This window comes from Methylomonas sp. MED-D (genome assembly GCF_050276835.1).
Classification (GTDB): Bacteria; Pseudomonadota; Gammaproteobacteria; order Methylococcales; family Methylomonadaceae; genus Methylomonas; species Methylomonas koyamae_A.
In genome coordinates, this window is record NZ_CP189965.1 from 4,314,112 (window position 1) to 4,341,092 (window position 26,981).

Annotated in this window: 24 protein-coding genes; 14 read left to right on the plus strand and 10 right to left on the minus strand. The window is 57.7% G+C overall.

Features of this window, described 5'->3' with window-relative positions:
- Positions 1-118: 118 nt before the first annotated feature.
- The 8 genes from ACQE3E_RS19445 to cydX are packed head-to-tail and all read left to right on the plus strand — an operon-like array spanning position 119 to position 6,990.
- Positions 119-1,750, plus strand: a complete 1,632-nt coding sequence (locus tag ACQE3E_RS19445) for a multicopper oxidase family protein (RefSeq protein WP_313730628.1) — start codon at positions 119-121, stop codon at positions 1,748-1,750.
- A 31-nt stretch (positions 1,751-1,781) separates the two neighbouring features.
- On the plus strand, positions 1,782-2,813 hold the full coding sequence (locus ACQE3E_RS19450) for a sulfite exporter TauE/SafE family protein (RefSeq protein ID WP_427500969.1): 1,032 nt from the start codon (positions 1,782-1,784) through the stop codon (positions 2,811-2,813).
- Positions 2,814-2,823: 10 nt separating this feature from the next.
- Positions 2,824-3,243, plus strand: coding sequence for a phosphate-starvation-inducible protein PsiE (locus tag ACQE3E_RS19455; protein ID WP_064024711.1), 420 nt, complete (start codon positions 2,824-2,826; stop codon positions 3,241-3,243).
- Between the two features lie 26 nt (positions 3,244-3,269).
- Positions 3,270-3,506: a hypothetical protein gene (locus ACQE3E_RS19460; RefSeq protein WP_071156100.1), complete on the plus strand. Its 237-nt coding sequence runs from the start codon at positions 3,270-3,272 to the stop codon at positions 3,504-3,506.
- Positions 3,496-5,061: a cytochrome ubiquinol oxidase subunit I gene (locus ACQE3E_RS19465; RefSeq protein ID WP_064024715.1), complete on the plus strand. Its 1,566-nt coding sequence runs from the start codon at positions 3,496-3,498 to the stop codon at positions 5,059-5,061. The genes ACQE3E_RS19460 and ACQE3E_RS19465 overlap by 11 nt, the downstream gene beginning before the upstream one ends.
- Positions 5,062-5,092: 31 nt before the next feature.
- On the plus strand, positions 5,093-5,689 hold the full coding sequence (locus ACQE3E_RS19470; RefSeq protein ID WP_427500970.1) for an aspartate carbamoyltransferase: 597 nt from the start codon (positions 5,093-5,095) through the stop codon (positions 5,687-5,689).
- 3 nt (positions 5,690-5,692) lie between these two features.
- Positions 5,693-6,832: a cytochrome d ubiquinol oxidase subunit II gene (gene cydB / locus ACQE3E_RS19475; protein WP_426992424.1), complete on the plus strand. Its 1,140-nt coding sequence runs from the start codon at positions 5,693-5,695 to the stop codon at positions 6,830-6,832.
- Positions 6,833-6,846: 14 nt separating this feature from the next.
- Positions 6,847-6,990: a cytochrome bd-I oxidase subunit CydX gene (gene cydX / locus ACQE3E_RS19480; protein ID WP_064024721.1), complete on the plus strand. Its 144-nt coding sequence runs from the start codon at positions 6,847-6,849 to the stop codon at positions 6,988-6,990.
- A gap of 35 nt (positions 6,991-7,025) precedes the next feature.
- On the opposite strand, the gene ACQE3E_RS19485 is transcribed toward cydX, so the two are convergent.
- Complete coding sequence (locus ACQE3E_RS19485; protein WP_071156108.1) at positions 7,026-8,297, minus strand: ATP-binding protein; 1,272 nt, start codon at positions 8,295-8,297, stop codon at positions 7,026-7,028.
- Between the two features lie 128 nt (positions 8,298-8,425).
- Here ACQE3E_RS19485 and ACQE3E_RS19490 point away from each other — a divergent pair, with 128 nt between their 5' ends.
- Together ACQE3E_RS19490 and ACQE3E_RS19495 are read left to right on the plus strand one after the other, a co-directional pair.
- Positions 8,426-10,174, plus strand: coding sequence for a bacteriohemerythrin (locus ACQE3E_RS19490; RefSeq protein WP_427500971.1), 1,749 nt, complete (start codon positions 8,426-8,428; stop codon positions 10,172-10,174).
- 24 nt (positions 10,175-10,198) lie between these two features.
- The gene (locus ACQE3E_RS19495; RefSeq protein ID WP_313730619.1) at positions 10,199-11,503 is read left to right on the plus strand and encodes an HD domain-containing phosphohydrolase; all 1,305 of its coding nucleotides are present in this window, start codon (positions 10,199-10,201) and stop codon (positions 11,501-11,503) included.
- A 13-nt stretch (positions 11,504-11,516) separates the two neighbouring features.
- On the opposite strand, the gene ACQE3E_RS19500 is transcribed toward ACQE3E_RS19495, so the two are convergent.
- A complete protein-coding gene (locus ACQE3E_RS19500; protein ID WP_168033226.1) occupies positions 11,517-12,221 on the minus strand; it encodes a DUF6901 family protein in 705 nt (234 codons plus the stop codon).
- A gap of 68 nt (positions 12,222-12,289) precedes the next feature.
- Here ACQE3E_RS19500 and ACQE3E_RS19505 point away from each other — a divergent pair, with 68 nt between their 5' ends.
- A complete protein-coding gene (locus ACQE3E_RS19505; RefSeq protein WP_071156114.1) occupies positions 12,290-12,859 on the plus strand; it encodes a response regulator in 570 nt (189 codons plus the stop codon).
- Positions 12,860-12,884: 25 nt separating this feature from the next.
- Here ACQE3E_RS19505 and ACQE3E_RS19510 read toward each other — a convergent pair whose 3' ends face one another.
- Genes ACQE3E_RS19510 through ACQE3E_RS19535 form a run of 6 tightly spaced genes read right to left on the minus strand, consistent with a single transcriptional unit; the run spans position 12,885 to position 20,901 of the window.
- Positions 12,885-15,008 (minus strand): EAL domain-containing response regulator, encoded by a 2,124-nt coding sequence (locus tag ACQE3E_RS19510; protein WP_071156116.1) that lies wholly within the window; start codon positions 15,006-15,008, stop codon positions 12,885-12,887.
- A complete protein-coding gene (locus ACQE3E_RS19515) occupies positions 15,005-16,978 on the minus strand; it encodes an ATP-binding protein (RefSeq protein WP_427500972.1) in 1,974 nt (657 codons plus the stop codon). Before ACQE3E_RS19515 ends, ACQE3E_RS19510 begins: the two co-directional genes overlap by 4 nt.
- The gene (locus ACQE3E_RS19520; RefSeq protein ID WP_064030369.1) at positions 16,975-17,589 is read right to left on the minus strand and encodes a DUF1638 domain-containing protein; all 615 of its coding nucleotides are present in this window, start codon (positions 17,587-17,589) and stop codon (positions 16,975-16,977) included. The genes ACQE3E_RS19515 and ACQE3E_RS19520 overlap by 4 nt, the downstream gene beginning before the upstream one ends.
- Complete coding sequence (locus ACQE3E_RS19525; protein WP_313730616.1) at positions 17,586-18,611, minus strand: uroporphyrinogen decarboxylase family protein; 1,026 nt, start codon at positions 18,609-18,611, stop codon at positions 17,586-17,588. Before ACQE3E_RS19525 ends, ACQE3E_RS19520 begins: the two co-directional genes overlap by 4 nt.
- A complete protein-coding gene (locus ACQE3E_RS19530; RefSeq protein ID WP_071156139.1) occupies positions 18,608-19,276 on the minus strand; it encodes a cobalamin B12-binding domain-containing protein in 669 nt (222 codons plus the stop codon). Before ACQE3E_RS19530 ends, ACQE3E_RS19525 begins: the two co-directional genes overlap by 4 nt.
- An 8-nt stretch (positions 19,277-19,284) precedes the next feature.
- Positions 19,285-20,901 (minus strand): ASKHA domain-containing protein, encoded by a 1,617-nt coding sequence (locus ACQE3E_RS19535; RefSeq protein ID WP_313730615.1) that lies wholly within the window; start codon positions 20,899-20,901, stop codon positions 19,285-19,287.
- 437 nt (positions 20,902-21,338) lie between these two features.
- Here ACQE3E_RS19535 and ACQE3E_RS19540 point away from each other — a divergent pair, with 437 nt between their 5' ends.
- Complete coding sequence (locus ACQE3E_RS19540) at positions 21,339-21,857, plus strand: RNA polymerase sigma factor (protein ID WP_071156121.1); 519 nt, start codon at positions 21,339-21,341, stop codon at positions 21,855-21,857.
- A 78-nt stretch (positions 21,858-21,935) separates the two neighbouring features.
- Positions 21,936-23,003, plus strand: coding sequence for a FecR family protein (locus tag ACQE3E_RS19545; protein WP_427500973.1), 1,068 nt, complete (start codon positions 21,936-21,938; stop codon positions 23,001-23,003).
- Positions 23,004-23,193: 190 nt separating this feature from the next.
- Here the strand turns inward: ACQE3E_RS19545 and vapC are convergent, their stop codons facing one another.
- Together vapC and ACQE3E_RS19555 are read right to left on the minus strand one after the other, a co-directional pair.
- The gene (gene vapC, locus ACQE3E_RS19550) at positions 23,194-23,583 is read right to left on the minus strand and encodes a type II toxin-antitoxin system VapC family toxin (protein WP_064025561.1); all 390 of its coding nucleotides are present in this window, start codon (positions 23,581-23,583) and stop codon (positions 23,194-23,196) included.
- Positions 23,580-23,774, minus strand: coding sequence for a type II toxin-antitoxin system VapB family antitoxin (locus ACQE3E_RS19555; protein ID WP_064025563.1), 195 nt, complete (start codon positions 23,772-23,774; stop codon positions 23,580-23,582). The genes vapC and ACQE3E_RS19555 overlap by 4 nt, the downstream gene beginning before the upstream one ends.
- 202 nt (positions 23,775-23,976) lie before the next feature.
- On the opposite strand from ACQE3E_RS19555, the gene ACQE3E_RS19560 reads away from it, so the two are divergent.
- Positions 23,977-26,445 carry a TonB-dependent siderophore receptor gene (locus ACQE3E_RS19560; RefSeq protein ID WP_427500974.1) on the plus strand — a complete coding sequence of 823 codons (2,469 nt, stop codon included), beginning with the start codon at positions 23,977-23,979 and terminating at the stop codon, positions 26,443-26,445.
- Positions 26,446-26,981 lie beyond the last annotated feature (536 nt).

Genomic DNA, 26,981 nt, shown 5'->3' on the forward strand with positions numbered 1-26,981 from the left:
CGGAGACGCTAAGCGCTCGACCGCGAACGCCACGGCGTTTCGCGCCGACCCAGGGACGGCCGCCGTGCCGGAATCGCCGGGCGGATAATAACGATAACCGAGGTTCGAGGGGGGGAATATGTCTCAAACGTTCAGCCGTGCGCGTCGGCATTTTTTCGCGCAAGCAGGTGCGGGTCTGATGGCTTGGGCAGCGATGCCCGGCTTGGCGCGGGCGATGGAAGGCATGGGCGACATGCCGAAAACGCCGCCGCGTCAGGCTTCGGCCAACTTTCACCCGGACGTCGAACTCGACTTGATCTGCCAGCAAGCGACTCAAACGATATTGCCCGGCCAGCCGACGCGGGTATTAAAGTACACGGGAAAACTGCTGAGGGGCCCCGCCGGCACGTTGACCGAATTGCCGGATTCTTATCTGGGGCCGCTGTTGCGTTTCGAAACCGGCCAAAAAATTCGCATCAATCTGCGCAACCGGCTGCATGGCCCCACCATCACCCATTGGCACGGCCTGCACGTGCCGGCCGAGATGGACGGCCATCCGCTCTACGAGATTGCCGCCGGCGAGACCTACGTTTACGAATTCGAGATGCGCAACCGGGCGGGCATGAACCTGTATCATCCGCACACCCACAATTTGACCGGCAAGCATGTCTACCAAGGCTTGGCCGGCGCCATTCTGGTGAATGACTCCGAAGAACGCCGTCTGGGACTGCCGGACGGCGAATACGAAATTCCGATCGTGATCCAAGACCGCCGCTTCGACGGGCAAAACCAACTGGTATACGCCAGCCACATGCACGACCGAATGATGGGATTCTACGGCGACCGAATTCTGGTCAACGGTTGCCCCGATTTTCAGCTCGACGCCGACGCTCGGGCTTACCGTTTCCGCGTCCTCAACGGCTCAACGGCGCGCATCTACAAACTGGCTTGGGACGACGCTAGCCCCGTCACCGTCATCGGTTGCGACGGTGGTTTGCTGGAAACCCCGATCGACAAACCTTACGTGATGCTGGCACCCGGCGAACGTATCGACGTCTGGGCGGATTTCAGCGGGCGTAAAGTCGGAACGCGGTTAACGATGCGCAGCCGTTCTTTTTCCGGCGTATTGCCCGGAATGGGCGAGCGAATGATGGGCGGCATGCACGGCTCGGCGCTGCCGGTTGGCGGCGATTACCCGATTTTTCAAGTGCGGATAGCACGACCGGCCGGCGACAGTCCGGCATTACCTCACAAATTGTCTACTATTAAACGCTATCGGCCGACCGATACCGCCAATCCGCGACAACCCGTCCCGATCGGTATCTCGGAGGGCCCGATGCGCATGGTGCTGAACGATAGGCCTTACGCGTTCAACGACATCCAGCCCGGCGAACGCATCCAGGTCGACACTTTGCAAACCCTGGAAATTTTTCATACGCACGGCGGAATGGGTCGCGGCGGGATGATGGGCATGGGGCGGCACGGCATGGGCGGCAATATGGGCATGATGATGGCGATGGCCCACCCCATCCATTTGCACGGTCAGCAATTCCAGATTCTCGAGCGCGACACGGCCGGCGTAAGCGCGGATTACGCATCGGTCAAGGACGGCTTTATCGATAGCGGCTGGAAAGACACCGTGTTGGTCATGCCGGGCGAACGGATAAAAATGATCAAACCGTTCCAGGATTTCAAGGGCTTGTTCATGTATCACTGCCACAACCTGGAACACGAAGACATGGGGATGATGCGCGACTTCCTGGTGGAATAGCGCTTCGCCCAAGATAGCGGAGGATCGAATCATGTCGGTGGAAACAGTACAACTCGACATTGGCGGCATGCATTGCGGCGGTTGCGAAGCGGCCATCGCGGATATTTTGCAAGCCCTGCCCGGCGTTCAGGTCGATGCGGTCAGCTATGCGGAGCACCAAGCCAAATTTAGCTACGACAACCGCTTGATCGATCTAAACCGCGTGCAAGCCGCGTTGGCGGCGCGCGGCTACCAAGCCAATCCGCGGCCGGCCGCCCGAGCCGGTCGCGTTTGGAGCGTGTTGGCGTTTGTGCTGCTCTTGATCGGCGTCGGCGGCGTGACGTTTTGGGGCAAAAGTCTGATGCCGGACGTGATGCGGCAAATCGGACCGCACATGGACCGCGGTCTGTTGTTGGGTCTGGGCTTTTTGACCGGCTTTCACTGTATCGGCATGTGCGGCGGCTTCGTGGTCGGCTACACCGACCCGACAAGCGGTAAATTTCGGCAAGCACTGTCTCACTTGGTGTACGGCTTGAGTAAAACCGCTTCCTATGCCGTGATCGGCGCCGGATTCGGCTTGCTGGGCGCCTTGATCGCGATTACGCCGACGATGCGCGCCGTTGCCGCGTTGGCGGCCAGTCTGTTCTTGGTGCTGTACGGGCTGAAAATGCTGAATGTCTTCGGTTGGTTGCGGCATTTTGGTTTACGCGGACCGGCCGGGTTGAACCGGCAAGTCCGCGAGGGGCTACGCCGGCGGCCGCGCAGCCCGTTGGCGACCGGCCTGTTGACGGGATTGTTGCTGGGCTGCGGACCGTTGCAAGCCATGTACGTGATGGCGGCAGGTAGCGGCGATCCGCTGCAAGGCGCGACGATTTTGAGCTTGTTCGGTCTCGGCACCCTGCCGCCCTTGTTGGGCTTCGGCCTGTTCGCCACGCTGTTGCCGGCCGGCGTGATGCGGCAATTGCTGAAAGTGTCGGCGCTGTTGCTGATCACGATGGGGGTGATGATGGGCATGCGCGGCATGAAAATGTTGAAAGCGGCTCCGGCCGACCCGGCGGCGGCCATGCACGGCCAAATGCACTGAGGAAAGCCGCATGCAACCGCAACGTTTCGACCTTTGGTACGAACGCAACAAGGTCAGGGCCGACCAAATCGGCAACCTGCTGATCGAAGCCTTCCATTACCTGGCCCTGTTCGTGATTGGCGCCAGCATCGTCTGGTCGGCGGTCGTGGCCTATGGCGGCATGATGATGCAGGGCCACGCCACGATAGGCGACATCTTGCTGTTGTTTATTTATCTGGAACTGGGCGCGATGGTCGGCATTTATTTTAAAACCAATCTGATGCCGGTACGTTGCTTGATTTACATCGCGATCACCGCGCTTGCCCGACTGCTAATCGGCGATATTCAAGCCCACCACCAGGCGGGACCCGGCATTTTGATGATTGCCGGCGCCATCCTGATGCTGGCGATCGCCACCCGGATCATCCGCAAACCCACCGACGACAACTAAGCACACGGACCCACGGAGTCAAACTCATGCAAAACGTCAAACCCATACCGCCCGACTTGCCCCGCGCCGGATTACTGCGTTGGGAGATTGGCTTCGCCCTGCTGATTAAGTTGCTGTTCTTGATCGGCCTTTGGTTTTTACTGTTCCGCTGGCTCGACCGTCCGGCCGGGCCGCCGGACATCGCCGCCCGACTGGCCCTACCCGCCGCGACGCCGGCAACGCTTTCCACCACAACCGTAAAGGAGTCCAACCATGTTCGGTGACGATATAGTCATGCTGTCCCGCATGCAGTTCGGTCTAACCGCGCTGTACCATTTTTTATTCGTGCCGCTAACGCTGGGCATGACCTTTATTCTCGGCATCATGGAATCGGTGTACGTGATGACCGGCAAGGAAGTTTATAAAGACATGACCCGCTATTGGGGCAAGCTGTTCGGCATCAACTTCGCGATGGGGGTGACGACCGGTCTGACGCTGGAGTTTCAATTCGGCACCAACTGGTCGTATTACTCGCACTATGTCGGCGACATCTTCGGACCGCTGCTGGCTAGCGAAGGCTGGATGGCGTTCTTTCTGGAATCGACCTTCGTCGGCCTGTTCTTCTTTGGCTGGGATAAACTGTCCAAGGTGCAACATTTGAGCGTGACTTGGCTGCTGGCGATCGGAACCAACGTGTCGGCACTGTGGATTTTGATTGCCAACGGCTGGATGCAATTTCCGGTCGGCGCCGAATTCAACTACGAAACGCTGCGCATGGAAATGACCAGCTTCGCCGACGTGTTCTTCAACCCGGTCGCCCAAGTCAAGTTCGTGCATACCGTCGCGGCCGGCTACGTGACCGCCTCGATGTTCGTGCTAGGCATCAGCTCCTGGTATTTGCTGAACAAGCGCGACATCGGCTTTGCCAGACGCTCGTTTTCGATCGCCTCGGCCTTCGGCTTGGCGTCCATCCTGTCGGTGATCGTACTCGGCGACGAGAGCGGTTATACCTCGGGCGAAACCCAAAAAATCAAGCTGGCGGCCATCGAAGCCGAATGGGACACCCACCCCGCCCCGGCCAGCTTTACCGTATTCGGTTTCCCGGATCAGGAAAACCAACATACCGACTATGCGATCAAGATACCGTTCGTACTGGGCTTGATCGCCACCCGCTCGATCGACGAGGACGTCAAGGGGCTGAAAGACTTGCGCGGCGAAAGTGCCGAGCGCATCAAGAGCGGCATGATCGCCTACGCCGAATTGCAGAAACTGCGGGGCGGCGACCTGAGCGCCAAAACGGCATTCGACGCACATAAGGCAGACCTCGGTTACGGCCTGCTGTTGAAAAAGTACACCGAAAAGGTCGCGGACGCCACGCCGGCGATGATAGAAAAGGCCGCCGACGATACCATCCCCCGCGTCGCGCCGCTGTTCTGGACCTTCCGGATCATGGTCGCCTGCGGCTTTACGATGCTGTTCATCTTCGCGATGGCGTTCTATTACTGTGCAACCCGCGTCGCCGATCAAAAACGCTGGCTGATGCGGATGGCGGTTTGGTGCATACCGCTGCCGTGGATCGCCGCGGAAACCGGCTGGTTTGTCGCCGAAGTCGGCCGCCAACCCTGGACCATTTCCGGCGTGTTGCCTACCCATCTGAGCGTGTCCAACCTGGAAGCCGGCCAGCTCTGGTTCAGCTTGGCCGGTTTCGCGCTGTTCTATACGGTACTGCTGATTATCGAGATGTACCTAATGCTGAAGTATGTCCGGCTCGGGCCTAGCAGTCTGCACACCGGCCGGTACTGTTTAGAGCGCGGCGCGGCCGTGGCCGGTGCCCACTGAGTGAGCCATCGTCGATAAATAGGAGAATCGAATGAAGCATATCCATCCATCTCTGCTAGCCCTGGCGATCGTCGTCTCGGCCGGCACCAGCCAGGCACAACCGCCGGCCAGTCCGGCCCGTTTGGACCAGGTCGCAGAACGCGGCGGCCACGTCATGCCGTTCGCGTTGGACAAAACCCTGCATGTGTTCGAAAAGACCGAACACGGCGGTCTGCAGCAAGTGATTGCCAAGGACGCCAACGACGCCGAGCAAATCAGTCTGATTCGTCAACATTTGGCCGACATCAGCGCCGGCTTCCGCAACGGCGACTTTTCCAGACAGCGGCGAATACACGGCGACGACATGCCGGGCCTGGCGGAATTAGCGGCCGCGGCAGGCGCGGTGCGATTCGATTACCGCGAGTTGCCCAATGGCGCCGAAATCGAATATTCGGCGGAGCAGCCGGCCCTGGTCGACGCGATCCACCGCTTTTTCGGCGCTCAGCTCAGCGATCACGCCCGCCACGCCGTCGGCGGACAAGCCATGAAATGCGAGCATGACGGACACGCCGGCGATGCCGGTCGCATGCGCGACACGCGCCACGGCCATCGCGGCCGCAACGCGCAATCTACACACCCACAGGAGTAAGTCATGTTCGATTACGAAACCATACGAGTCATCTGGTGGCTGTTCATCGGCGTCGTCGGCATCGCCTTCGCGCTGACCGAAGGCTTCGATTTCGGCGTCAGCACGCTGTTACCCTTTATCGGCCGCAACGACATCGAGCGCCGCGTCATCATCAACACGGTCGGCGCCACCTGGGAAGGCAATCAGGTTTGGCTGATTCTGCTGGGCGGAGCGGTGTTCGCGATCTGGCCGGCGGTCTACGCCACGCTGTTCTCCGGCCTTTACGCGGCCATGTTGCTGGTGTTGTTCTCGTTGTTTTTCCGGCCGGCCGGCTTCGACTACCGCAGCAAGATCGAAGACCCAACCTGGCGTAACACTTGGGATTGGTGTTTGTTCCTGGGTGGCACCTTGCCGCCGGTCTTGCTGGGCGTACTGGTCGGCAATCTGATCCTGGGGCTGCCGTTCCATCTGGACCAAGACCTGCGCACCTTTTACGACGGCACCTTCCTGGGCCTGCTGAGCCCGTTCGCGCTACTGTGCGGCGTTACCGGCTTGTTGTTGACCACCTTCCACGGCGCGCTGTTCTTGAAATGGCGTAGCGAGGGCACGATACATCATCGTTCGATACTCGCGGTCGAACTGCTCGGACCACTGCTGCTGACCGCGCTGCTGGCGGCGACGCTGTGGGTGTTCTTCGGCCTGGAGCGCCCGGAAATCACGCAAATGGCGGCCGGCGACGCGCCGTCCAACCCCTTGCGCAAAACCGTGGTGGCGGCCGGGGCCGGCTGGTTCCAACACTTCATGGCCTACCCTTGGATGTGGCTGGCGCCGGTGGCCGGTTTCATCGGTCTATTCGCCGCTTGGCTATTGGGCAAGGGCGAATCGCGTGGCGCGGCATTCTGGTTCAGTAGCTTGGGTATCGCCGGCATCGCGCTGACGGTCGGCTTCGGCCTATTTCCGTTCTTGCTGATTTCGTCCACCGATCCGGGCTCCAGTTTGACGCTATGGGACGCCAGTTCCAGTCACACCACCTTGTTGTGGGCGTTCTGGATCACCGTGGTATTCCTGCCGATCGTATTGCTGTACACCCGATTCGTTTACAAAGTGATCTGGGGCAGCGTGACCGAGGAAACCGTCCTGAACGACAGCCATACTCTTTACTAATTCGGAGACACACTATGTGGTACTTTGCCTGGATACTCGGCGTCGGCTTCGCCGCCGCTTTTGCGATCATCAACGCGATGTGGCTGGAATCGGTCTGCGATATCGACCGCCACGGCGTGGACGAATCCTGCGATCATCTACGCCAACGCAACGACTGACGGCAGACCCGGCCGCGCCCGCGCGGCCGGGTTTCTTATGTTTGGGAGATCGGCAACACGACTCGAAACGTCGATCCCCGCCCGAGTTCGCTACTGACTTCCAGCCGTCCGCCGTGTTTTTTGATGATGTTTTGCGATACCGACAGCCCCAAGCCCGTCCCCTTTCCGACCGGCTTGGTGGTAAAGAACGGCTCGAACAGACGGTTGAGATGTTCGGGAGCTATGCCTTCGCCGGTATCTGCGATCTCCACCCACGCTTCGGCGCCGGCCGTACCGGTGCGAATCGCGATCTCGCCCGTGGTCTTGATGGCTTGGCCGGCGTTGATCAGCAGATTCATGAATACTTGGTTCAGCTGTGACGGCAGACAATGGACGGGCGGCACTTCGCCGTATTGTTTGCTGACGGTGCAATGGTATTTCAGCTCGTTCCAAATGATGTTGAGCGTCGAATCCAGACCCTTATGCAAATCGGCCGTTTCCCACAGGTTTTCGTCCGCGTGGGAGAAGTCCTTCAAATCCTGGATGATGCGCCTAACCCGCGCCAAACCTTCCCGCGATTCGGCGATCAACTCGGGTATGTCGTTGCGTAGAAAAGCCAAATTCTTGGCCTGTTTTAGCGCGCGAGCCCGCGCCAATGCGTCGCTATCGGTTTGACCGCCCGCCACCGCCGCGTCGCAGGCGTCGAGCACGGCAAACAGATCGGCGATATAGTCGTTTAACGCATTCAGATTGGACGTGACGAAGCCGATCGGGTTATTGATTTCGTGAGCCACGCCGGCCGCCAATTGACCGATCGCCGCCATTTTTTCCGATTGCAGCAATTGCAGATGCACGTGTTGATTTTCCTGTTGCCGGCGTTGTACTTCGGCCTCCAGAAACGCGTTTTGATTTTGCAACCAATCCCGGGATTTCTTCAGTTCCAGATGAGTGCGCACCCTGGCCAACAAGATCGACAAATGACAGGGTTTATTGATGTAATCCACCGCGCCCAATTGCAGGCCGCGTTCTTCGTCGCTGCCCGAGGTGAGCGCCGTGACGAAGATCACCGGTATCGCGGCGGTGGCCGGATCGGCCTTCAAGCGTTCGATGACTTGATAGCCGTCCATGTCCGGCATCATCACGTCGAGCAGAATCAAGTCCGGACATCCGCCGGCCCGTATCAGTTGCAAGGCCCGTTCGCCCGAATTGGCCACCAGCACGTCGTAATACGGTGCCAGCGCCTGTCCGAATACCGTCAGATTGGTCGGATCGTCGTCGACCAACAGGACAGTCGCGTTAGAATCGGTATCGGAAGTTGCAATGTCCATCGGATCGCTTACAGTTATGAGGGGTATGAGCTAAAGGCTGAGGCTCCTCGGCCGACAACCCTGTTTGATAAATCATTCTCCGGGTATTATCCGGCCTTCAAATCCAGAGAACCAATGTTAATACATCCATGGCTATATTAACCTGGAGCAATCAGCTCAATGTCGGCATTCCTTCCGTCGATGCCCAACACCGGCGGTTGGTGGAAATCCTCAACCGGCTGGACGAGGCGGTCGCGGTCGGCGACGAGCCTCGCGCTATCTTGGATCTGGTCGCGGCATTGATCGATTACACCGATTACCATTTCAAGCACGAAGAAGAGCTGATGCGGGCCGGCAATTACGCCGCCGCCGACTTCGAGCTGCATTGCCAGCAACACCGAGACTTCGTCGCTACCGTAGTGGCCGAGCAACAAAAAGCCATCGCCGAACCCGATCGGGTGTCCAATGCGTTGTTGGAATTTCTGGTCGGCTGGCTATCGTCGCACATTCTCTACGCCGACAAGAAGATGGCTCAGGCCATCAACGACACGCATCCGGACAATCCGGAAGCGCTGAAGCAACAGCAGACCGACATCATGCAAAGCAACTTATATTCGGCGTTACGAGAGAGCGAAACTCGCTTTCGAGCGCTAGCCGACCTGTTGCCGGCGCTGATCTGGATCACCAATGCCCAGCACGTTCCGATTTTCTGCAATCGCTATTGGCTGGAGACCTTGGGCTTGGCGAAAACCGAACTGAACCTGGAAAATTGGATGCAATTGATCGACGCGCAAGACCGGGCCAGGGTCAGACAAAGCTATTTGCAGGCGGCGGTGGATTTACAGGCGGTACAGCTCGAATACCGGCTGCTGCCCGCCGGCAAGCCGCCAATTTGGGTGCTGGAAACCGCGGTTCCCAGACTACGCGGCAACGGCCGGTTTGCCGGCCTGATGGGCTGCGGCATGGACATCAGCGTGCAAAAACAAGCCGAAACGGCGTTGGAAGGATTAGTCGAACAACGCACTCAGGAATTGCGGATCGCCAACGAAACGCTGCTGATCGAGAAAAACCAGGAAAGCTTGCTGAACCAACAACTCAAGGAAGCGCAAAACCACCTGCTGCAATCGGAAAAAATGGCGTCGATAGGCCAACTGGCAGCCGGCGTGGCCCATGAAATCAACAATCCGCTCGGCTATATTTACTCGAATCTGAACACGCTCCGCCAATATCTGCAAGACCTGTTGAAACTGAGCGAAGCCGGCGAACGCTTGGCGGGCCAATTGCCGGCCGATCACGCCGAAGCTCAAACCTTTCGTAACCTGCAAAAATCGCTGGACCTTGCCTTTATCAAAAGCGATCTGCCGGATCTGGTAAACGAGGCAATGGAAGGTGCGGTGCGCGCCAAAAAAATCGTTCAGGACCTGCGCGATTTCTCGCGGATCGATACCCAGGAGCTGGCGCCGTTCGATTTGGAAGCCGGCTTGAACGCCACGCTGAACATTATCAACAACGAGCTAAAATATAAGGCCGAAGTCGTCAAGGAATACGCCGGACTCAAACCCTTCGCCTGCGTCGGCGCCCAACTGAACCAAGTATTCATGAATCTATTGGTCAACGCCGCGCAAGCTATCGACGACTTCGGCAAAATCACGATACGGACCGGTTACCAAGACAACGATTGGCTGTGGGTAGAGATCGAGGACAGCGGCCGCGGCATTCCGGCCGACATCCGCAATAAAATCTTCGATCCGTTTTTCACGACCAAACCGGTCGGCAAGGGAACGGGCTTGGGGCTGTCGCTCTCTTACAAAATCGTTCAGGATCACCGAGGCCGCATCGAACTGGAATCGACGCCCGGACAGGGCAGCCGGTTTCGGGTGTGCCTACCCATCCGCTAATCCGCCGCAGGCAAGGTAACGACCATGACCGACCCGACCGCCACCGAATCCGCCGCCGCGCCGATCAATCTGCTGTTCGTCGACGATGAAGCCAACATTCTGAAGGCCCTGCGACGGCTGTTTCGCGGCGGCGATTATCGGGTGGAAACCGCCGAAAGCGGCGCCGAAGCACTGGAAATTTTGGCCCATCAACCTATCGACTTGATCATTTCGGACATGCGCATGCCGCAAATGGACGGCGCCGAATTCCTGACCCGCGTCGCCGAGCGCTGGCCGGACACGGTCCGTATTCTATTAACCGGCTACGCCGATCTGGAATCGACCGTGGCGGCGGTCAACAAGGGACGGATTTATTGCTATTGCAGCAAGCCATGGGAAGACAACGAACTGAAAATTCTGGTCAACAACGCCGTCGAGCAAAAGCGTCTGCGCGACGAACGCCAGCGTCTGTTCGGGATCATCAACCGCCAAAACGAGGAGCTTAAGGAACTCAACGTCCATCTCGAGGAAAAAGTCGAGCATCGTACCGAACAGCTGCGGCTGTCGTTGCAAAAGCTGGATCAAGCTCACAATGCCTTGAAGCGGCAGTATGTGGATTCGGTAAAAGTCTTCGCCAAAATCGTCGAAATGCGACCCGGCATCAAGAGCGGCCATTCGTTGTTCATCGCCGAAAACGCCCGCAATGTCGCACAGCGGCTGGGCTTGAGCGCCGACGAAGCGCGCGACGTACTCTATGCGGGCCTGTTGGCGCAGATCGGCAAAATGAGCCTGCCGGACGAATTGCTGCGGCAACCGCTGCACCTGATGTCCAGCCACGACAAGAAGCGCTATTTGCAAAACGGCCGGGAAGGTTTCAATCTGCTGCAAGGCATCGACGCCCTGCAAAATGCCGCCAATATCATCCACCACCAATACGAACATTTCGATGGTTCCGGCGAACCCAACTCGCTGCACGGTTCGGAAATTCCGCTGGGCTCCCGCATCCTGGCGGTGGTCCGCGACTATATCTGCTTTCTGGACGGTTTCATCACCGGCTCGGCGATGACGGTAGACCAGGCCAAAAGCCGCTTGCTGTTGCGCAAACACAGCGATTACGATCCGGATGTCGTCGAGTCCTTCTTGCGATTGTTGTCGGAAACCAGTGTTGAAGACACGCGCCCGGTCATCGAAATTTCCTGGACCCAATTGCAAGCCGGCATGGAAGCCGCCGAAATCATCTGCAACGACGTGCTATACCTAAAGAACACGATCCTGACCGCCGCTCAGGTGGATAGTATCCTGGACATGCGCAAGCGCAGCAAAAACCTGGTGCTGCGCATCCGGGTCTAGCGGGCAACGCCGCTCATTTCACGCCGTAACGTTTGAACAAATAACGCAGGTCTTCCAGGCCGTCCTCGATGGACCAGGTCACCGATTGCGATAGCAGATCGAGCACGATGATCGCATTGACGGTGGCGTCCTGACTGCTCGCCGCCTTGAAGCGCCGCGTCAGGGCTCGATTGACGATCTGCAACTGTTCGTAAATGTCGCTCAGTCTGTCCAGCTCCAACCTCGCCTCGCGGCCGTCCTTGTGCAAGAAATATTGCGCGAGCAAAAACATCGACGTCGTCCGGTAAACCGTTTCCTCGGCACTGGCCAGCGGCAAATGAAAATGCGCCATCGGTTTCAGAAATTCAGTATGCGGACAAGGACTGGTTGCCATGATCAAACCGAGGATGGAACTCAACGCGCGCTGCAACGTGGTATCGCCGCTGACGCTACGCTCGGTGGTGACGACTTCCACCTTGACATTGGTATAGGAAACCAAGGTCCCGCTCCACTCGATCAACGAAATCAAATTGATCGCCACTGGGCAAAACGGCGAACGCTCGACCGACAACGGGCAGTTTTCGCACTGCTGATAATCCAGCTTGCTCCAGAACGGCGGGGCCTCCGGCGGCGGCGCGACCAACGTTTCCGAACCCGCGTCGATCTCCAGCAGCAAATCCCGAGAACTGCCGTCCTCGAAGGTCAAGGTATATCGAAAAAAGTTGTTTTGCTTGTACACGTCCGCGAAAACCCTAACTATGATTATGTTATTGACGCAACGAGCCAACGACCCGCCTCCCTACGCCGATGAACGCCCAACCCGCCCGCATCCTGATCGTCGACGACGAACCCAACATCCTAAAAGCCCTGAACCGGCTGCTGCGCCCCTACCAGGTCGTATCCGCCGACAGCGGCGAGCAGGCGCTGGTGCTCGCCGGCAAGCAACCGTTCGATCTGGTGATCAGCGATTACCGGATGCCAGGCATGGATGGTATCAGTTTTTTAATGAAATTCATGGTTCTACAGCCGGACGCCGTTAGACTGATCCTGACCGGTTACGCCGACTTGGAAGCCACGCAACAGGCTATTAACGAGATTGGGGTATTCCGATTCTTGAACAAACCCTGGAACAACCACGAAATCGTCAACGCCGTCGAAAAAGGTCTCGAATTGAAACGGGTGTTGTTGGAAAACCGGCGACTGGCCGATCAGGTCCGCGACCAACAAACCCGCCTCGACCAGCAAGAGGCGATTCTACGCGCCCTGGAAGCCGAAGAACCCGGCATCACCAAGGTCAACTGGGGGCCCGACGGTTCGATTATTCTCGATCCCGCCGACCTGGACGACAACGAGCCGCTCAACGACTGGAAACGCTGAGCTTGGCCGCGCCAAGATTTCGCGTTCATTCCTGGTCCGAGGCCAAACCATTCCCCAAATCCAGCCACTGGGGATTCGGCTGCCAATTGGCGATCCAATCGGCCAATCGCGCGGCCGGAATCGGTCTGGCAATACAAAAGCCCTGCGCCTGTTCGCAACGCAGTTTCAACAATTGTAAACCCTGCTCGACGCTCTCCACGCCCTCGGCCACCACCTGGCGGCGAAAGCTGCCGGACAGGTTGATGATGCCTTCGACGATCGCCAAGTCTTCGGGATCGCGCAAGATATCGCGGATAAAGGATTGATCGATCTTCAGCACTTCGGCCGGCAAGGCTTTCAAATAGGTCAACGACGAGTAACCGGTACCGAAATCGTCGAGCGCGAACGTGACGCCCATCTTCTGGCATTCGCGCATGACCTGGTAAACCCGGCCGATGTCGGCGAGCGCGGCGGTCTCCAGAATCTCCAATTCCAGACAAGAGGCCGGCAAGTCGGGGTGGTCGTTCAGATGCGCCGCCAAGCGCCTAGTGAAATCCTCGCGCAGCAAATGCCGCGGCGCGATATTGATCCCGATCTTGATCGTCAAGCCGTTTCGCCGCCATTCTTCCAGATGATCCAGCACGCTGCGCAAAACCCAATCGCCAATCTCGACGATCAAATCGCTGTTTTCGGCGACCGGTAAAAACTCTTGAGGCAATAACAGCCCGCGTTGCGGATGGCGCCAACGGATTAAGGCCTCGGCGCCGAGCACCTTGCCGGTGCGCATATTGACCTTGGGCTGAAAAAATAACTCGAACTCTTGGTTACGCAAGGCTCGTTCGACGTCGGCCAACGCCCTGCCTCGCTCGTGTGCGGCTTTATCCGACGCCGGATCGAACAAATTGTGACGATTCTTGCCGGCGTGTTTCGCGCCGTACATAGCTTGATCGGCATGCCGCAGCAAGGTATCGGCATCGGCGTCGTCATCCGGAAACAAGGTAAAACCGATGCTGGCCGACACCCGTAAGGCCAGATTGTCGATCAAAAACGGCCTGGCCACCGCGGCCAAAACCCGCTGCAAAATCGATTCGCATTCGTCGCGATCGGGCAAGTCCAGCAACAGCAAGACAAACTCGTCGCCGCCGATCCGCGCCACGGTGTCGCCCGCCCGCAAGCATTCGGTTATGCGCCGGGCAATCGCAATCAACAGCTGATCGCCCAATTCGTGACCGTAACTGTCGTTGATCGGCTTGAAACCGTCCAGGTCCAAATAGCAAACCGCCATCTGCCGTCCCGAACGCCGGGTCTGGGCAATCCCCTGAGTCAGCCTGTCGACCAGCAGCAAGCGATTGGGAATCCCGGTCAACGGATCGAAATGAGCGATTTGCTCCAGATCGTGCTCGTGGTTTTTCAACTGAGTGATGTCGGCAAACAGACCGATGAAGTGGTGAATCGCGCCGTTCTGATCGCGCACCACCGAAATCGAACTGAGTACCGCGTAATGCCGGCCGCTCTTGTGCCGATTCCACAGCTCGCCATGCCAATAGTTTTGCTCCAACAACGTGTGCCACATCGTCTGGTAAAACTCGGCCGGCTGGCGGCCGGATTTCAGGACCCGCGGATTCAGTCCCAACACCTCGTCGCGCTGATAACCGGTGATTCGGGTAAACGACGCATTCACATCGATAATCAGATTGTCGGCATCGCTAATCACGATGCCGTCATGGGTGTGGGCGAACACGCTGGCCGCCAAGCGCTGCTCGGCCTCCCGCGCCAGCAGCGCCATCCGCAAGCGCTCCCGTTCCAGCAAATTATGAATCCGTAATCTGGCGACATTGATGTCGATGGGCTTGGTCAAATAGTCGGTGGCCCCCAAGGCCAGCCCGGCCATTTCGGTATTTTTCTCGTTGAGAGCCGTCACGAAAATGATGGGTATGTCCTTCAAGCCGGCATCCGCCTTAAAGCGCCGGCAGGTCTCGAAACCGTCCATGTCGGGCATCATAATGTCCAGCAATACCAAATCGGGTGGGTCGTCCTGAGCCAGCGCCAGACCTTTCGCGCCGGACGTGGCGATTTGAACCGAATATTCGTCCTGCAACGCCATGCCCAACAAGGCCAAATTGGCTGGCGTATCGTCGATCGCGAGGATTTTTAGTTGACGTTCGCTCATAGCGGACCGCTCCCGGTCGAGGTTTCGGCGCGCAAAGCCCGTAACCGGACCAGCGCCCGGTCGAAACTCATGTCGTTGATCGCTTGCCCCACCGCCAGAAACCGGTTTTGCAGCGGACTGCCTTGCAGCAACTGTTGTAAGGCCTGGTATTTGCCGACCGCGTTGAACAGATTTTTTTCCAATAGCCCATCCAGCTCATCCAACATAACCGCGATCCGCTCCGAGTCCAGTTGCACGGCGGATTCAGGCACGGTTGCCGCCGCTTCGACAGTGTGCCATCCGGGCAAAAACCGGGCGAGTTGGCCCTTCAAGGCGCTCAGCTCCAAGGGCTTGACCAATACGGCATCCATCCCGGCATCCAGACAACGCTGCCGATCTTCGGCAAAGGCATGACCGGTCAGCGCCACGACCGGCACGCGCCGGCCGCCTTCCCCAGCTTCCCGTTGCCGCAGACACCGGGTTGCTTCGTAGCCGTCCATGTCCGGCATGCGGCAATCCATCAACACCAGATCGACGGCCTGTTCGGCCAGCACCGCGAGCGCGCGCCGGCCATCCTCGGCACTGATCAGCCTGACCCGCTGGTCGGACAACATCGCTTCGACGACCGCCCGATTGGTTTTATCGTCGTCGACGATCAAGATATTCGGTATCCGCCCATCGGTCGGCGCGACGAGTTGCCGGCGAGGTTCGCCGACCGACGGCATTGGATCGGCTGCCGGCTCGACCTCCGTCGGCTCGCCGCGCACCCGAAACCAAAACCGGGCGCCCGAGCCCGCCGCGCTGTCGACGCCGGCGCATCCGTGCATCAGTTCGGCGAAACGCCGTACGATGGATAGGCCCAAGCCGGTGCCGCCGAATCGGCGGGCGGCACCGGTATCGATCTGGGTGAACGGCTTGAACAGCAGTGCTTGTTGCTCCGCCGGGATACCGATGCCGGTATCGCTGACCGAAAACTCCAATTCGGTAGCGCCGGTTTCGCCGACCCATTCCCGACCTTCGATCCGAATTTCGCCGCGCTCGGTAAATTTGATCGCGTTACTCAGCAAATTCGACAGCATTTGCCGCAAGCGCACCGGATCGAGCAAATAATGCCGGTCGGGCTCCGCCAGCCAATCGGCGTGTAGCGACAAACCTTTTTGGCGGGCGCTCTCGGCATAAAGCTGACGCGTTTCTTCGATGATCACGGCCGGCGCGACGGCGACTTGCACCAATTCCAGCTTGCTGGCCTCGATTTTGGAAAGATCGAGGATATCGTTCAACAAGGCCAACAGGGTTTGCCCGGAGGTCAGTATGGTTTGGGCGTACTCGCGATGCTTCTCCGGATTGCCGCCCGGAAGGCTCAATAATTGGGCCATGCCCAGAATACCGTTCAGCGGCGTGCGGATTTCGTGCGACATCGTCGCCAGAAAGTTACTTTTGGCCCGGTTGGCGGTTTCGGCGACACGCGTCTTGATTTCGTTATTCAAGATCAAGGCCATATGCGAAAGAAAGGGTTGTAGATAGTCGCGCATTTGTGCCGAACCCAATAAATCGGTCATTTTGACGACGCCGATCAATTCCTTGCCGACCAGTAACGGCATCACCCAAGTGCAGGCCACCGGCACCTCGGTACCGCGCAACAAAGTGTGCCGGGCGTCGCTGGCGGATTCGATAAAGCGCTGGCTGCTAAAGGCTTCGGCGACCAGCGGGTCTCCGATCTCGGTCAACACGCAACGCTCGCCGAACAAATTGGCGTAATGGAGTTTGCCTTCGTCGAGATAGTAAATTTCCACATTGCTGCCGCCCAAGGTGCCGCAAAGCGCCGCCATCCAGCTTTCCAGCAAACTCTCGACGCCGGCGACGGTATTCAGCAATTCGACCATGTGCAACACCAAGTATAAATTGGCTTTTTCTTCGGATAACTTGCGGACCCGCGCCTCCAGGTGCTCGATGCGCTGTTGCAGATGGCGAGGATCGGCCGCCGCTGTCATGATTCCTCGGCCAAACGGCGTTGAATGGCATCGGCCAATACTCCTTCCAGATGTTCCAGGCCAACGTCCCGCCATAGCAACGGCAAATCGACGAAACGGGCGGCCGCCTCGGCGGCCGACGTGAAGTCGCCGTTGCAAGGCGTGCGCAAGGCCAGAATATATTTGTGGCTGCTATGAAAGATTTCCCGGACTACGTCCAGTTTGGTGCCGAAGCAGGCGGTAATCATCGGCTCCCAGGTCAACGCCCAATCTTCGACCAGAAAATACGCGCCCTTCTCCAGTTCTTGCATGAACGCCTCGTAGCCGAGCAGCATGACGATGCAATTTTGGCCGTGGGTCCGGCAGGTGTGGTGCTCATCCAGGAAATGTTCCATCAAGGGATGGCAACCGCCGTAAAACACCACGGTTTTTTCGCCGGCCTGTTCGCGCTCGGTCAAGGCCTGATTCAATTCGTCCGAAAGCCGATTGAGATAGTTGTGCAACGCGGAATCCAAAAAATAGGTGTGCACGTTCCAGCGGTTCTTTTCGATCAGCAGATCCACTTCCTTGCGTAGGATGCCGCAGCCGACCATGGTCAGCGGCGGGTCTTGCTTGAGTTCGAAGCTTTTCATTCCAGCCTCCCGTATTCGAAAGCGGCATCGACCATCGCGCGGATGTTGGCTTCCGGCACCGCCAACGGCATCACACCGTTGCCGAACAGAAAATGGCCGCCGGGTTTGCCGATGTCGAGAATGCGCTTGACCTCGGCGCGGGTCTGTTCGGGCGACCAATGAATCATTTTAATGTCGTCGATGACGCCGCAAGTCAACCCGCGCGCGCCGATCAGCCGCTTGGCTTCCGCCAGATCGGCCAACGGACTGATATAGTGAGTGCGGATGTCCAACTCGTCGAACACCCAATCGATGACGTCGTTAAACGGCGCCATGCCGCAGTAATAGACCACGTTTTCCACACCGTCGGCCAGATCACTGCGCATCCAGGGCAGCACCAGGTTTTCGATCTGCTTGCGGCTAACGAAGGCCGGCGAGCCGAACGGCGTCGAATACACCAATACATCGGCCCCGGCGGCACGGAGAGCGGCGATTTCCTGGCGGAAGAATGCCGAGCACTTACTCAGCAATTCATCGCGCAGATCGAAGGGGCCCAGCAAAAACAACTCCAGCCACTTGTCCATCCCCATCAAGATGGCCGGCAAGGTGGTCGAGGCGGTGATGTACGCGCAAATCGGATGAGTGCCGCCCACTTCGGCGCGCAAAATCCGCAAGCAATCCGCCATGGACTGCCAGGCCGGTAACAAGGTGATGTCGGCCGGCACCTCGAATTTAGCGATGTCGTCCAAATTCTTAATCACGAAATCGGCGACATTGGGCACGCCGTCGTCGGCGAACAATATTTCCCGGCAACCCAACAACTCGGCTTCCTTGCCAACGTAATGCAAACTCCACACGTTGTCGTGGCCGTACAATTTCAACAGCCGCAATTGCGCCTCGGCCACCGCCGCGCCGTCGGCGAAATAATCCTTGGCCCGCATGCCCAGCAGACCCGCGCCGTGGTCTAACAGATTACAGAACACCGGGATACGCGGCGCCGGTTCGCCGGCGATCGCGGCGGCGAGAATTTGCGACGGGGTCATGGCTTCACCTCCCGAATCAAATCGACGATGACCTTCGCGGCGGTCACCCCGTCGGGCGCCCAGGCATCGGCGCCGACCTTGATGTACAACGCCGGGTCGAAGCGGTAAGGCGCTCCGCCCACCGCCAATTTAATCCGGCCTTCCAAGCCGCGTTCCTTCAGCAAGGCCCGCACCCGCGTGCTGCCTTTCTCGCCGGTCGCGGTGTGGACCATCATCGCGGAAATCGCAATCACCTGCGCGTCTTCCTCGACCGCGGTATCGACGAATTTTTCGGCGCTGACGTTAGTGCCCAAATCGACGACATCGACCATCAGCGACTTCAAGCAACCGCTGACGATGCGTTTGCCCAAGGAATGCAGATCGCCGTAAGCCGCGCCGATGACGACCCGGCCTATCATTTCCGGCGGTTTCCGGAATTTTTCCAGCATGCGCTCGGTCACGTCGGCGGCGATCTGCGCGGTCATGAAATGCTGAGCCAGATTGGCGTCCGGATCTTTTTCGATGATTTCCATCATCTGTTCGACGGCCGGAATCACCAGTTTGAAGACCACGTCCTCGGCACTGAGTCCTTGTTCCAACGCTTGATTGACGACAGCGAAAGCCCCTTGTTTGTCGGTTTCGAAAACCGCCTCGTTGTAAGACTTGATGTAGGACTCCAAATCCATGATCGCTCCTAATTGGGCATCGGGCATAAACGCAGATGGTCGATAAAACGCGCTTCGTAAGCCGGGGAGTCGCCCAGATTGACGACACCGGCCCGCGCCAAAATGGCCTGCAGCCGCGACTCGCCCCGAGTATCCAGCAGCAATTGCTCGCATCCGGCCAATCCGGCATTCGCCATAATTTTAGTGCGTTCCGCCGACAATGCCGGCAACAAACCGACCCGGACCGCGTGACGCAAATCCAGATGCCGGCCGAAGCTGCCGCAAATCCACAGCGCGGCCAGATCGGCGAGCTCCAATCCGGCATCGGCCAGCAGTTGCGCCATCGCGGCGGCGGCCGATGCCTTGGCGCGCTGAAAGGCGTCGATATCGCCAGGGAAAATCGCAGTGCGCGGCACGGCCGGATCGAGGCGAAAGCCTTCGACCGGCGGCGCTTCGGCAAACCGCCCGGAGGGCTTGAGCAACCCGGCGTCCAACAACAATGCGATCGCGTCGATAAAACCGCTGGCGCAGAAACCGCGCGCCGGCCGGTCGCCCAGAGTATGCCATTGCCAGCCTTGTTCATCCTTGGCCACGCGAGCGATCGCGCCGGGCTCCGCCGACACGCCGTTACGCAAACCGACGCCTTCGAAGGCCGGCCCGCCCGGCACCGACGTGACGGTCAAGCGGTCACCGTCCCACAAGGCAATTTCGGTATTGGTCCCGAAGTCGGCCAACATCATCGGCTCGGCCTGCTCGATGATGCCGGTGGCCAGCACGTCTGCCAACAAATCCGAACCGATAAAGCCGGCCAGCGGCTGCACGATACGAATATCCGCCGCCGGCGTGCGCCAGTCGCGACGCCAGACATCAAGATCGTTCGGCTGGCAGGCAATCGGACGCTGCCAGTTTTCCGGTCGATACAGGTTATCGCCGTCGCCGCCGCAAATTAGCGTCAGCATCGCGGTGTTGCCGACGATGACCGCTTTCCCGAGTTGGGCCAGAATCGGCGTGATTTCGCCCAAGTCCCGGCTCAGAATATCGCGGATACCGTCCATCACCGCGTCTCGGGCCAGCCGGCCTATCGGCCGATCCGCGCCGTCGCGGCTTTCCGCATCCAGCCGGGTCAACACGTCCGCGCCGACGGCGATTTGCGGATTGACGCCGATGCGGGTGCCGATGCGCCGGCCGGATTGGCGGTCCCAAAACGACAAGCGGATATGGGTGGTCCCCAAATCGACCGCGACACCGTAAATACCGCCGCTAAGCTCGGGATCGCCCGGCCAGCGGTCGCCCCCGTCTTCGTCCAGCGCCAGCCAAACCGATGCCGGCGCCGGGTTGTCCAGATACAGTTCGCCCGGTCCGCGCGGCCACAACTGGCAGGCCAAGCGCACACCGGCTTCCCGTTCCTCGGGGGGAATTTTTTGATATTCAGCCAGCGTCGGCGGATTGAACTCGCCGCTCACGATCCGTATCAAGCACGCACCGCAGGTTCCCAAGCCGCCGCAAGCCGCGCGCACTCTCAAACCGGTGGCGTCCAGCGCTTTTCGCACCGAAATATCGCCGGTCAACGCTAACGTCAGTCGCTGGTCGGCGCTGGCGATCGTCACAGGCCAAACCGGCGGGGTTTCCATGGATTGATCCGCCAAAACCGCTCTCCAGTAAATTGCCATCCCTGAAAAAGCCTTCCACCAGCCGGCCGGGGACTCTCTCGGCCAGGCCTCAACCACTAACCCGAAAGTCCTGTGTTTGACCGAGACCTTGAACTGCCGCCGATCGGCTAACCAATCTACTATAGTCCGAAAACCGGCCGCCGACCGCCGAAACGCTCGCCCCCACCCACCAGCGGACGACTCGTTCTCCGGAAAATATGTGGATTGCGTGGCGCCGATTCGTTTGATCCAATAGGACACCTGAAACTTGACCGGCATGGCCGATCGGGCCGGCCAACGCTAAACCAGTCGCGGCGCATTTTGGGCAATCCAGCAAGAGCGCGACTTGGCCTATACCGCTCGGCTCGCTCGCCGCTGCGGCCCCTCCGGAAACGAACCGCCGTCCCTACGGAATTTGAACACTGTTGCCCCACATGGCCTTATCGATAGACGACATTAGCGGGATCTACTTCTGCGCGCGACCGCAACTCCAGCAATTTCTGGTTCGGCGCGTGCAGTGCCCGGACACCGCCGCCGAGCTGCTGCAAGAAGTGTATTTGCGCCTGCCGCACCTGAAACCGCCGCCGCAAACCGAAGGCGAGGTCCGTGCCTGGCTGTATCGAGTGGCCGGCAATCTGTCGATAGACCACATCCGCGCCCAAAGCCGCCACGCCGAGTTATTGGAACGGTTTTGCGGCGACGCCGGCGAAGAAGACGTGACGGCCGCGCCGGACCACGTCGCGATGTTCTGCGAGGAAATTCAACGGGTCCAGGCGCTATTGGCGCAACTACCGCCGCGTTGCGCGCAAATCCTGCGGCTGAATCGGCTGGAAGGCTTGACCTACGCCGAAGTCGGCGCCCACCTGGGTATTTCCCGCAGTCTGGTCGAGAAAGAGATGGTGAAAATCCTGGACCATTTGCGCGCGGGGCTGGACGACGAGGACGAGGCGTGATGAATCGGCCGCCAAAATATGTGCCGCAACGTTGGTTGGTTCGTTATTGGGGTATCCACTTCGCTCAAGGTAAGGCCTATGTCTAGCTCAGATACCCACCACCCAAACCGCGAGACCATCGAACAAGAAGCGGTGGTTTGGCTGGCTCGGCAACTGTCCGGCGAAATGACCGACCAAGAACTGGCCGAGTATCGAATATGGCTGGCCCGCGACCCGCTGCACGCCGCCGCCGACCGTAAAATGCAACGCCTGGCGCGCCTGCTGCCGCAAGCTATTGGCGCCGTGGACGCCCAGCCAAGCGCCACCGCCATCGCGCCGTGCTCGCGCACACCGGACACCAAAATGCCGCAGCGTCGGCGGATGTTCCGGCGGGCGCGATCTCTCGGCGGCGGGCTGGCCGTCGCGGCCACTCTGGTTTGGGCGGTGTGCGGCGGCTATTGCGCCAATTGGCTGTTCCATCCTTGGGCCGACTATCGAACGCTGGTGGGCGAACAGCGCACCGTTCAATTGAGCGACGGCAGCACCGTCCATCTGAACACCGATACGGCGCTAGACGTCAACATGAGCGCCGGCGAGCGCCGCGTCCAGCTACTGCGAGGCGAAGCGGAATTCGAGGTCGCGCACGGCAGCCAACGCCCCTTCCGCGTAACCAGCGGCCAAGCCACGACCGAAGCGCTCGGCACGCGTTTTGTGGTGCGTTACGCCAACGCGGCGGGCGATGTTACCTTGCTGGAAGGCAAAGTACGCACCACCCGAACCAATCATCAAGGCCAACTATTGGGCAATGTCATCCTTGAGCCGGGGGAGCATATCGCGTTCAACGAAGATCAACTCGGCGCGGTGCAAACCACCGACTTGTCGATAGCAGATGCTTGGCGCAGAGGCCGGATAGTGATGAATTTTGTCCCGTTGCAAGATGTCGTCGACGAAATTAACCGCTACCGTCCCGGCCATGTGTTTTTACTGAATTCCGAACTGGCGCAACGCAAAATCCATGTCGCCATGGACATCAAACGTATCGATGATTGGCTGAATGCACTGGGTAACACGCTACCGGTTCAAGTACTGCATGCCGGGCATATTGTGGTGTTGCAAGGGCGACAGATTACAACTGACGATCATGAAACAGCTGCATCGCCCCGGTAAACGAAAGTCAGTGGCACAGGAACGGCTTTAGCCGCTATTGACGGCGTTCCGACACCGGATTGAGTGACGGCGTCCGGTGACTTTCATAGTAAGCCAAATAAGACTGGCTGCAGAAATCCCGCCCATCATGCAATTTCCAGTTCATCGGCAACGTCGGCGAACGCTTGTCGTAGCTTCCTTAAACCGCATCTCACACCACCTGTAGACCCAAGAATTGTTGAAAAGCTTGAAAATCCTTATCTGAATGCAACAACGGCATCTGGTTTTCGATACAGTAAGTTGCAATGATGGTATCGATGGTTTTTCGAATGGTAATGCCTTGTTTACGCAGATGTCTGAAATTATCGGCGGCTTTTAAACTCATTGCCGTTCCTAACAGGGCATGTACCGGCAAGGCACACAGTAATTTTTTTGCCGCTTGATAATCCTCATCTTGCCGAAACCCTTGCAACACTTCCGCCAGAATCAAATCGCCAGTGCAGACAGGCTGCACACCCAGCAAACCATCCAGCTTTAGGGTTGCCAGCGTTTCTGTGCCGTTGAAATAATCGATCCAGACGCTGGAATCGACCAAAATCATCGGTCAGCGCGCATTTGTTCTAAATCGCCTTCCCATTTTAATTGACCTTTGAAGGCTTTGATGGCTTCTTGCTGCTTTAACATCAGCAAGGTTTTTAAACCCAGCTCAACGGCCTCGCGTTTGGTTTTTAAGCCCGTCAGGCTTAAAACATCGGCCATCAATGTTTCATCGATCATGATATTGGTACGCATCGCAATCTCCATGTGTATGACTTTTGAAAACAATACACCAAAACAAGAATATGTAGCCAATTAAATGCAAGACAATGGCTGTATTTTTCTCAGCCACTCTATCCGGCAGTGCCGCGACAATTTGCCACAGCAGAATTTTTGAGTCTTTGCATGGGCAGGGGCGTTATCTAAACGGACATTACAAAAACAAGGAACCCTACCGATGAAAAACGCCAAAACCCTTTCCAAACGCCCAGCGGCATTGACGCCGCAAATAGCCTTTAAATCAGGCAAAATCCCTTTGTACCTTGGCCTGGCGGCATTGATCGCACCGACGATGTTGCTAGCGACCGAGGTTGGCAATAGCGCCACCGGCAGTCGCGCAAGTACCGCCACCCACAGCTTCAATATCGCCAAACAACCGCTGTACGCCGCGCTAAACGCGTTGGCCGAACAAGGCGGCGTGCAATTTGTGTTTACAGAGGAAATGGTTGAAGGCTTGGTTTCTCCCGGTGTTAGCGGCGACATGTCGTTGGATCAGGCTCTGACCCAGGCGTTGCAAGGCACCGGGCTCCGATACCGGATCAGCGGCGGCACCGTCACCCTGGAGGCCAAACCGGCCGCCGCCGCGAGCAGCCAACTCAGTCCATCGACGATGCCGGCAGTGACGGTGCTCGGACAGACGACTTACGACTCGACCGATCCGTACAACCCCGCCTACAGCCTGCCTAACGCATCCACAGCCACCAAAACCGATACGCCGATCATGGAAACGCTGTTTTCGGTTCAGGTGGTTCCTAAACAGGTTTTAGAGGATATCCAAGCTGTTAGGTCAACCGACGCACTCGATTATGTCAGCGGAGTTTTCAAGGCAAGCGGCTCTGGCGACTATCTAGATTGGACGACACGACGTGGATTTAGCAATTATCCGGTAGGAGATTACCGGGACGGTATGCCATTGCCTCTCGGAGACTTTATTGTGGGCGGGCGGGATCTGGCGAATACAGAGAAAGTTGAAGTGCTAAAAGGTCCGGCGTCTCTACTTTATGGGATGGCTGTTCCGGGCGGTGTCGTGAATTACGTAATAAAAAAACCGTTGGCCACACCCTATTACTCGTTGCAACAACAATTTGGCTCCTACGATTTTTACCGAACTACCTTGGATGCTACCGGGCCGATCACTAATGACAAATCGTTACTGTACCGTTTCAACTTAGCTTATAAGAGTGCGAATTCATTTCGCGATATGGTGAATAGCGAACGGGTGTTTGTTGCGCCGACCATTACCTGGAATATAAGTCCAAAAACTCAAGTAAATTTCGAAATGGAGTACGACACTGGACACGTGGTATTCGATCGCGGCATTCCTGCCATTGGTCGCCACCCAGCGGAATTGCCTCGTAGCCGATTTCTCGGGGAAGCGAATCCTCCAACCGAGTATGAAACCATCATTCTTGGAATGAACTGGACGCATGCATTAAACGACAACTGGACTTTTAGCCACCGGTTCAACGCGGTATATGCCGGCGTTGACCAAGTGGCAACCTTTCCATCGTTGGTTGACTCCAACACGGTCAATCGATTTGGCGCCCACTCAGCCAACTCGCCAGAAGATCAGGCTCTCTATTTTAATAGTATCAATCTGACCGGACGCTTCGATACATGGGGTTTCAAACACACGTTGCTACTTGGAGGCGATTATTACCGAAAAAGCCTAGATAACTTTAGGGCGAGCTTTTTTGGTTCAGATGTCAACATTTACGATCCAGCTTACCTTGGCCCTAGTATCGCGCAAGCTAACCCTTCTCTTAAGCTTGACTCCAAGAATGACTGGTTTGGCTTGTACCTGCAGGATCAAATCAAACTCCCTCTTAACATCAGCATGTTGGCTGGATTTAGATACGATAGTGCAGAGAGCAGCGTGACGATAAATAACGGCAATCCAACCATAAATCCTCGTCAGGACAGCCTTACTCCTCGTGGCGGCATCGTTTGGCAGGCAATTCCAGAATTGAGTTTGTACGGAAGTTACTCGGAAAATTTCACAGGCATTAATAGCTCTGGATTTGGTGGATCAGTATTACCACCGGAAACGGCACAGCAATGGGAATTGGGTGCCAAAGCCGAACTTTTTGACAAAAGGCTGCTTACAACTCTGGCGTGGTTCGACTTGACGAAACAAAATGTCGGGGTTTTTAACGGACTTTTAGGGGTTAACGAAGCCATCGGCGAGGCGCGTAGTGCCGGTCTGGAGGCGGATGCAAAAGGTGAAATCCTGTCCGGTTGGAATATGATCGCTTCCTATGCATATACACCAGATGCCTATGTCACGAAGGGAAATGTCGACGAAATCGATCAGCGCCTACGTGGGGTGCCTAAGCATGGCGGTAGTCTGTATACAACTTACGAATTCCAGGCCGGGACGCTACAAGGTCTAAAGCTCGGCGGCGGGGTGATCATCCGCGGCTCACAACACACTGACCCAAATGCCAATACCGCAGTGTTACCCGGCTATACGACACTAAACTTGTTGGCCGCTTACGCTTGGCAAGTTGGGGAAAGCAAATTGACGACGCAAATCAACGTCAATAACTTGCTGGATAAAGAATACTTCCCGGCTTCATTCGGTCGAAATGGTATCGAAGTCGGCTCGCCGAGGGCATTCATGGGTTCGGTCAGAATTGAGTATTGATTTACCTTAGTGTCTCTAATACGCGACGGTGAAACATCTACAGTGTTCGATCTAGAGTGAGGACCGCAAGTTGGGGTGAGGCACGAACCCCAACATTAACGGCCTTTGAAAGTTCGGTAACGTTGATGTTTCGTTGCTGATGGCTTACGGGTTGGGTTTGGCGCATCGTGTTGGGTTCGTGCCTCACCCCAACGCACCGCACCCAAACCGCCTGAATTCGCGAAGCATGCGGCGTTCTCCCCCTGATCCCCATGCCGAATTGATTCCTCGAAAAGAGCGCCTTTACGGGCCGTCGCCTATCCCAACCCAATCAATCCAGGTGCGCGACATCGGCTGAATGAGTTATGCTGAATTAACCGTCGCCGGAATGTCGGATTTAAGCCTTCGGGTGCTAACTACCGCGCAAACATTGCCGGCACCGGATCATCGAAATCGAATTGACCGCAACCCTTGCCTATGACGATTAATCACCTGCTGGACAAACTGTTTCGCCGCCACCGCGAGGAATTGCTGGCGTTTGCCGAGCGCAAAACTCG

Excerpts from the sequence above, each read along its gene's own strand:
- ACQE3E_RS19525 (WP_313730616.1), bottom strand. The coding sequence starts at position 18,611 with ATGACCCCGTCGCAAATTCTCGCCGCCGCGATCGCCGGCGAACCGGCG.
- ACQE3E_RS19445 (WP_313730628.1), top strand. The coding sequence starts at position 119 with ATGTCTCAAACGTTCAGCCGTGCGCGTCGGCATTTTTTCGCGCAAGCA.
- ACQE3E_RS19460 (WP_071156100.1), top strand. The coding sequence starts at position 3,270 with ATGCAAAACGTCAAACCCATACCGCCCGACTTGCCCCGCGCCGGATTA.
- ACQE3E_RS19540 (WP_071156121.1), top strand. The coding sequence starts at position 21,339 with ATGGCCTTATCGATAGACGACATTAGCGGGATCTACTTCTGCGCGCGA.
- ACQE3E_RS19450 (WP_427500969.1), top strand. The coding sequence starts at position 1,782 with ATGTCGGTGGAAACAGTACAACTCGACATTGGCGGCATGCATTGCGGC.
- ACQE3E_RS19545 (WP_427500973.1), top strand. The coding sequence starts at position 21,936 with ATGTCTAGCTCAGATACCCACCACCCAAACCGCGAGACCATCGAACAA.
- ACQE3E_RS19560 (WP_427500974.1), top strand. The coding sequence starts at position 23,977 with ATGAAAAACGCCAAAACCCTTTCCAAACGCCCAGCGGCATTGACGCCG.
- ACQE3E_RS19520 (WP_064030369.1), bottom strand. The coding sequence starts at position 17,589 with ATGAAAAGCTTCGAACTCAAGCAAGACCCGCCGCTGACCATGGTCGGC.
- cydB (WP_426992424.1), top strand. The coding sequence starts at position 5,693 with ATGTTCGATTACGAAACCATACGAGTCATCTGGTGGCTGTTCATCGGC.
- ACQE3E_RS19465 (WP_064024715.1), top strand. The coding sequence starts at position 3,496 with ATGTTCGGTGACGATATAGTCATGCTGTCCCGCATGCAGTTCGGTCTA.
- ACQE3E_RS19505 (WP_071156114.1), top strand. The coding sequence starts at position 12,290 with ATGAACGCCCAACCCGCCCGCATCCTGATCGTCGACGACGAACCCAAC.
- ACQE3E_RS19490 (WP_427500971.1), top strand. The coding sequence starts at position 8,426 with ATGGCTATATTAACCTGGAGCAATCAGCTCAATGTCGGCATTCCTTCC.
- ACQE3E_RS19495 (WP_313730619.1), top strand. The coding sequence starts at position 10,199 with ATGACCGACCCGACCGCCACCGAATCCGCCGCCGCGCCGATCAATCTG.
- cydX (WP_064024721.1), top strand. The coding sequence starts at position 6,847 with ATGTGGTACTTTGCCTGGATACTCGGCGTCGGCTTCGCCGCCGCTTTT.
- ACQE3E_RS19485 (WP_071156108.1), bottom strand. The coding sequence starts at position 8,297 with ATGGACATTGCAACTTCCGATACCGATTCTAACGCGACTGTCCTGTTG.
- ACQE3E_RS19455 (WP_064024711.1), top strand. The coding sequence starts at position 2,824 with ATGCAACCGCAACGTTTCGACCTTTGGTACGAACGCAACAAGGTCAGG.
- ACQE3E_RS19555 (WP_064025563.1), bottom strand. The coding sequence starts at position 23,774 with ATGCGTACCAATATCATGATCGATGAAACATTGATGGCCGATGTTTTA.
- ACQE3E_RS19470 (WP_427500970.1), top strand. The coding sequence starts at position 5,093 with ATGAAGCATATCCATCCATCTCTGCTAGCCCTGGCGATCGTCGTCTCG.
- vapC (WP_064025561.1), bottom strand. The coding sequence starts at position 23,583 with ATGATTTTGGTCGATTCCAGCGTCTGGATCGATTATTTCAACGGCACA.
- ACQE3E_RS19530 (WP_071156139.1), bottom strand. The coding sequence starts at position 19,276 with ATGGATTTGGAGTCCTACATCAAGTCTTACAACGAGGCGGTTTTCGAA.
- ACQE3E_RS19515 (WP_427500972.1), bottom strand. The coding sequence starts at position 16,978 with ATGACAGCGGCGGCCGATCCTCGCCATCTGCAACAGCGCATCGAGCAC.
- ACQE3E_RS19510 (WP_071156116.1), bottom strand. The coding sequence starts at position 15,008 with ATGAGCGAACGTCAACTAAAAATCCTCGCGATCGACGATACGCCAGCC.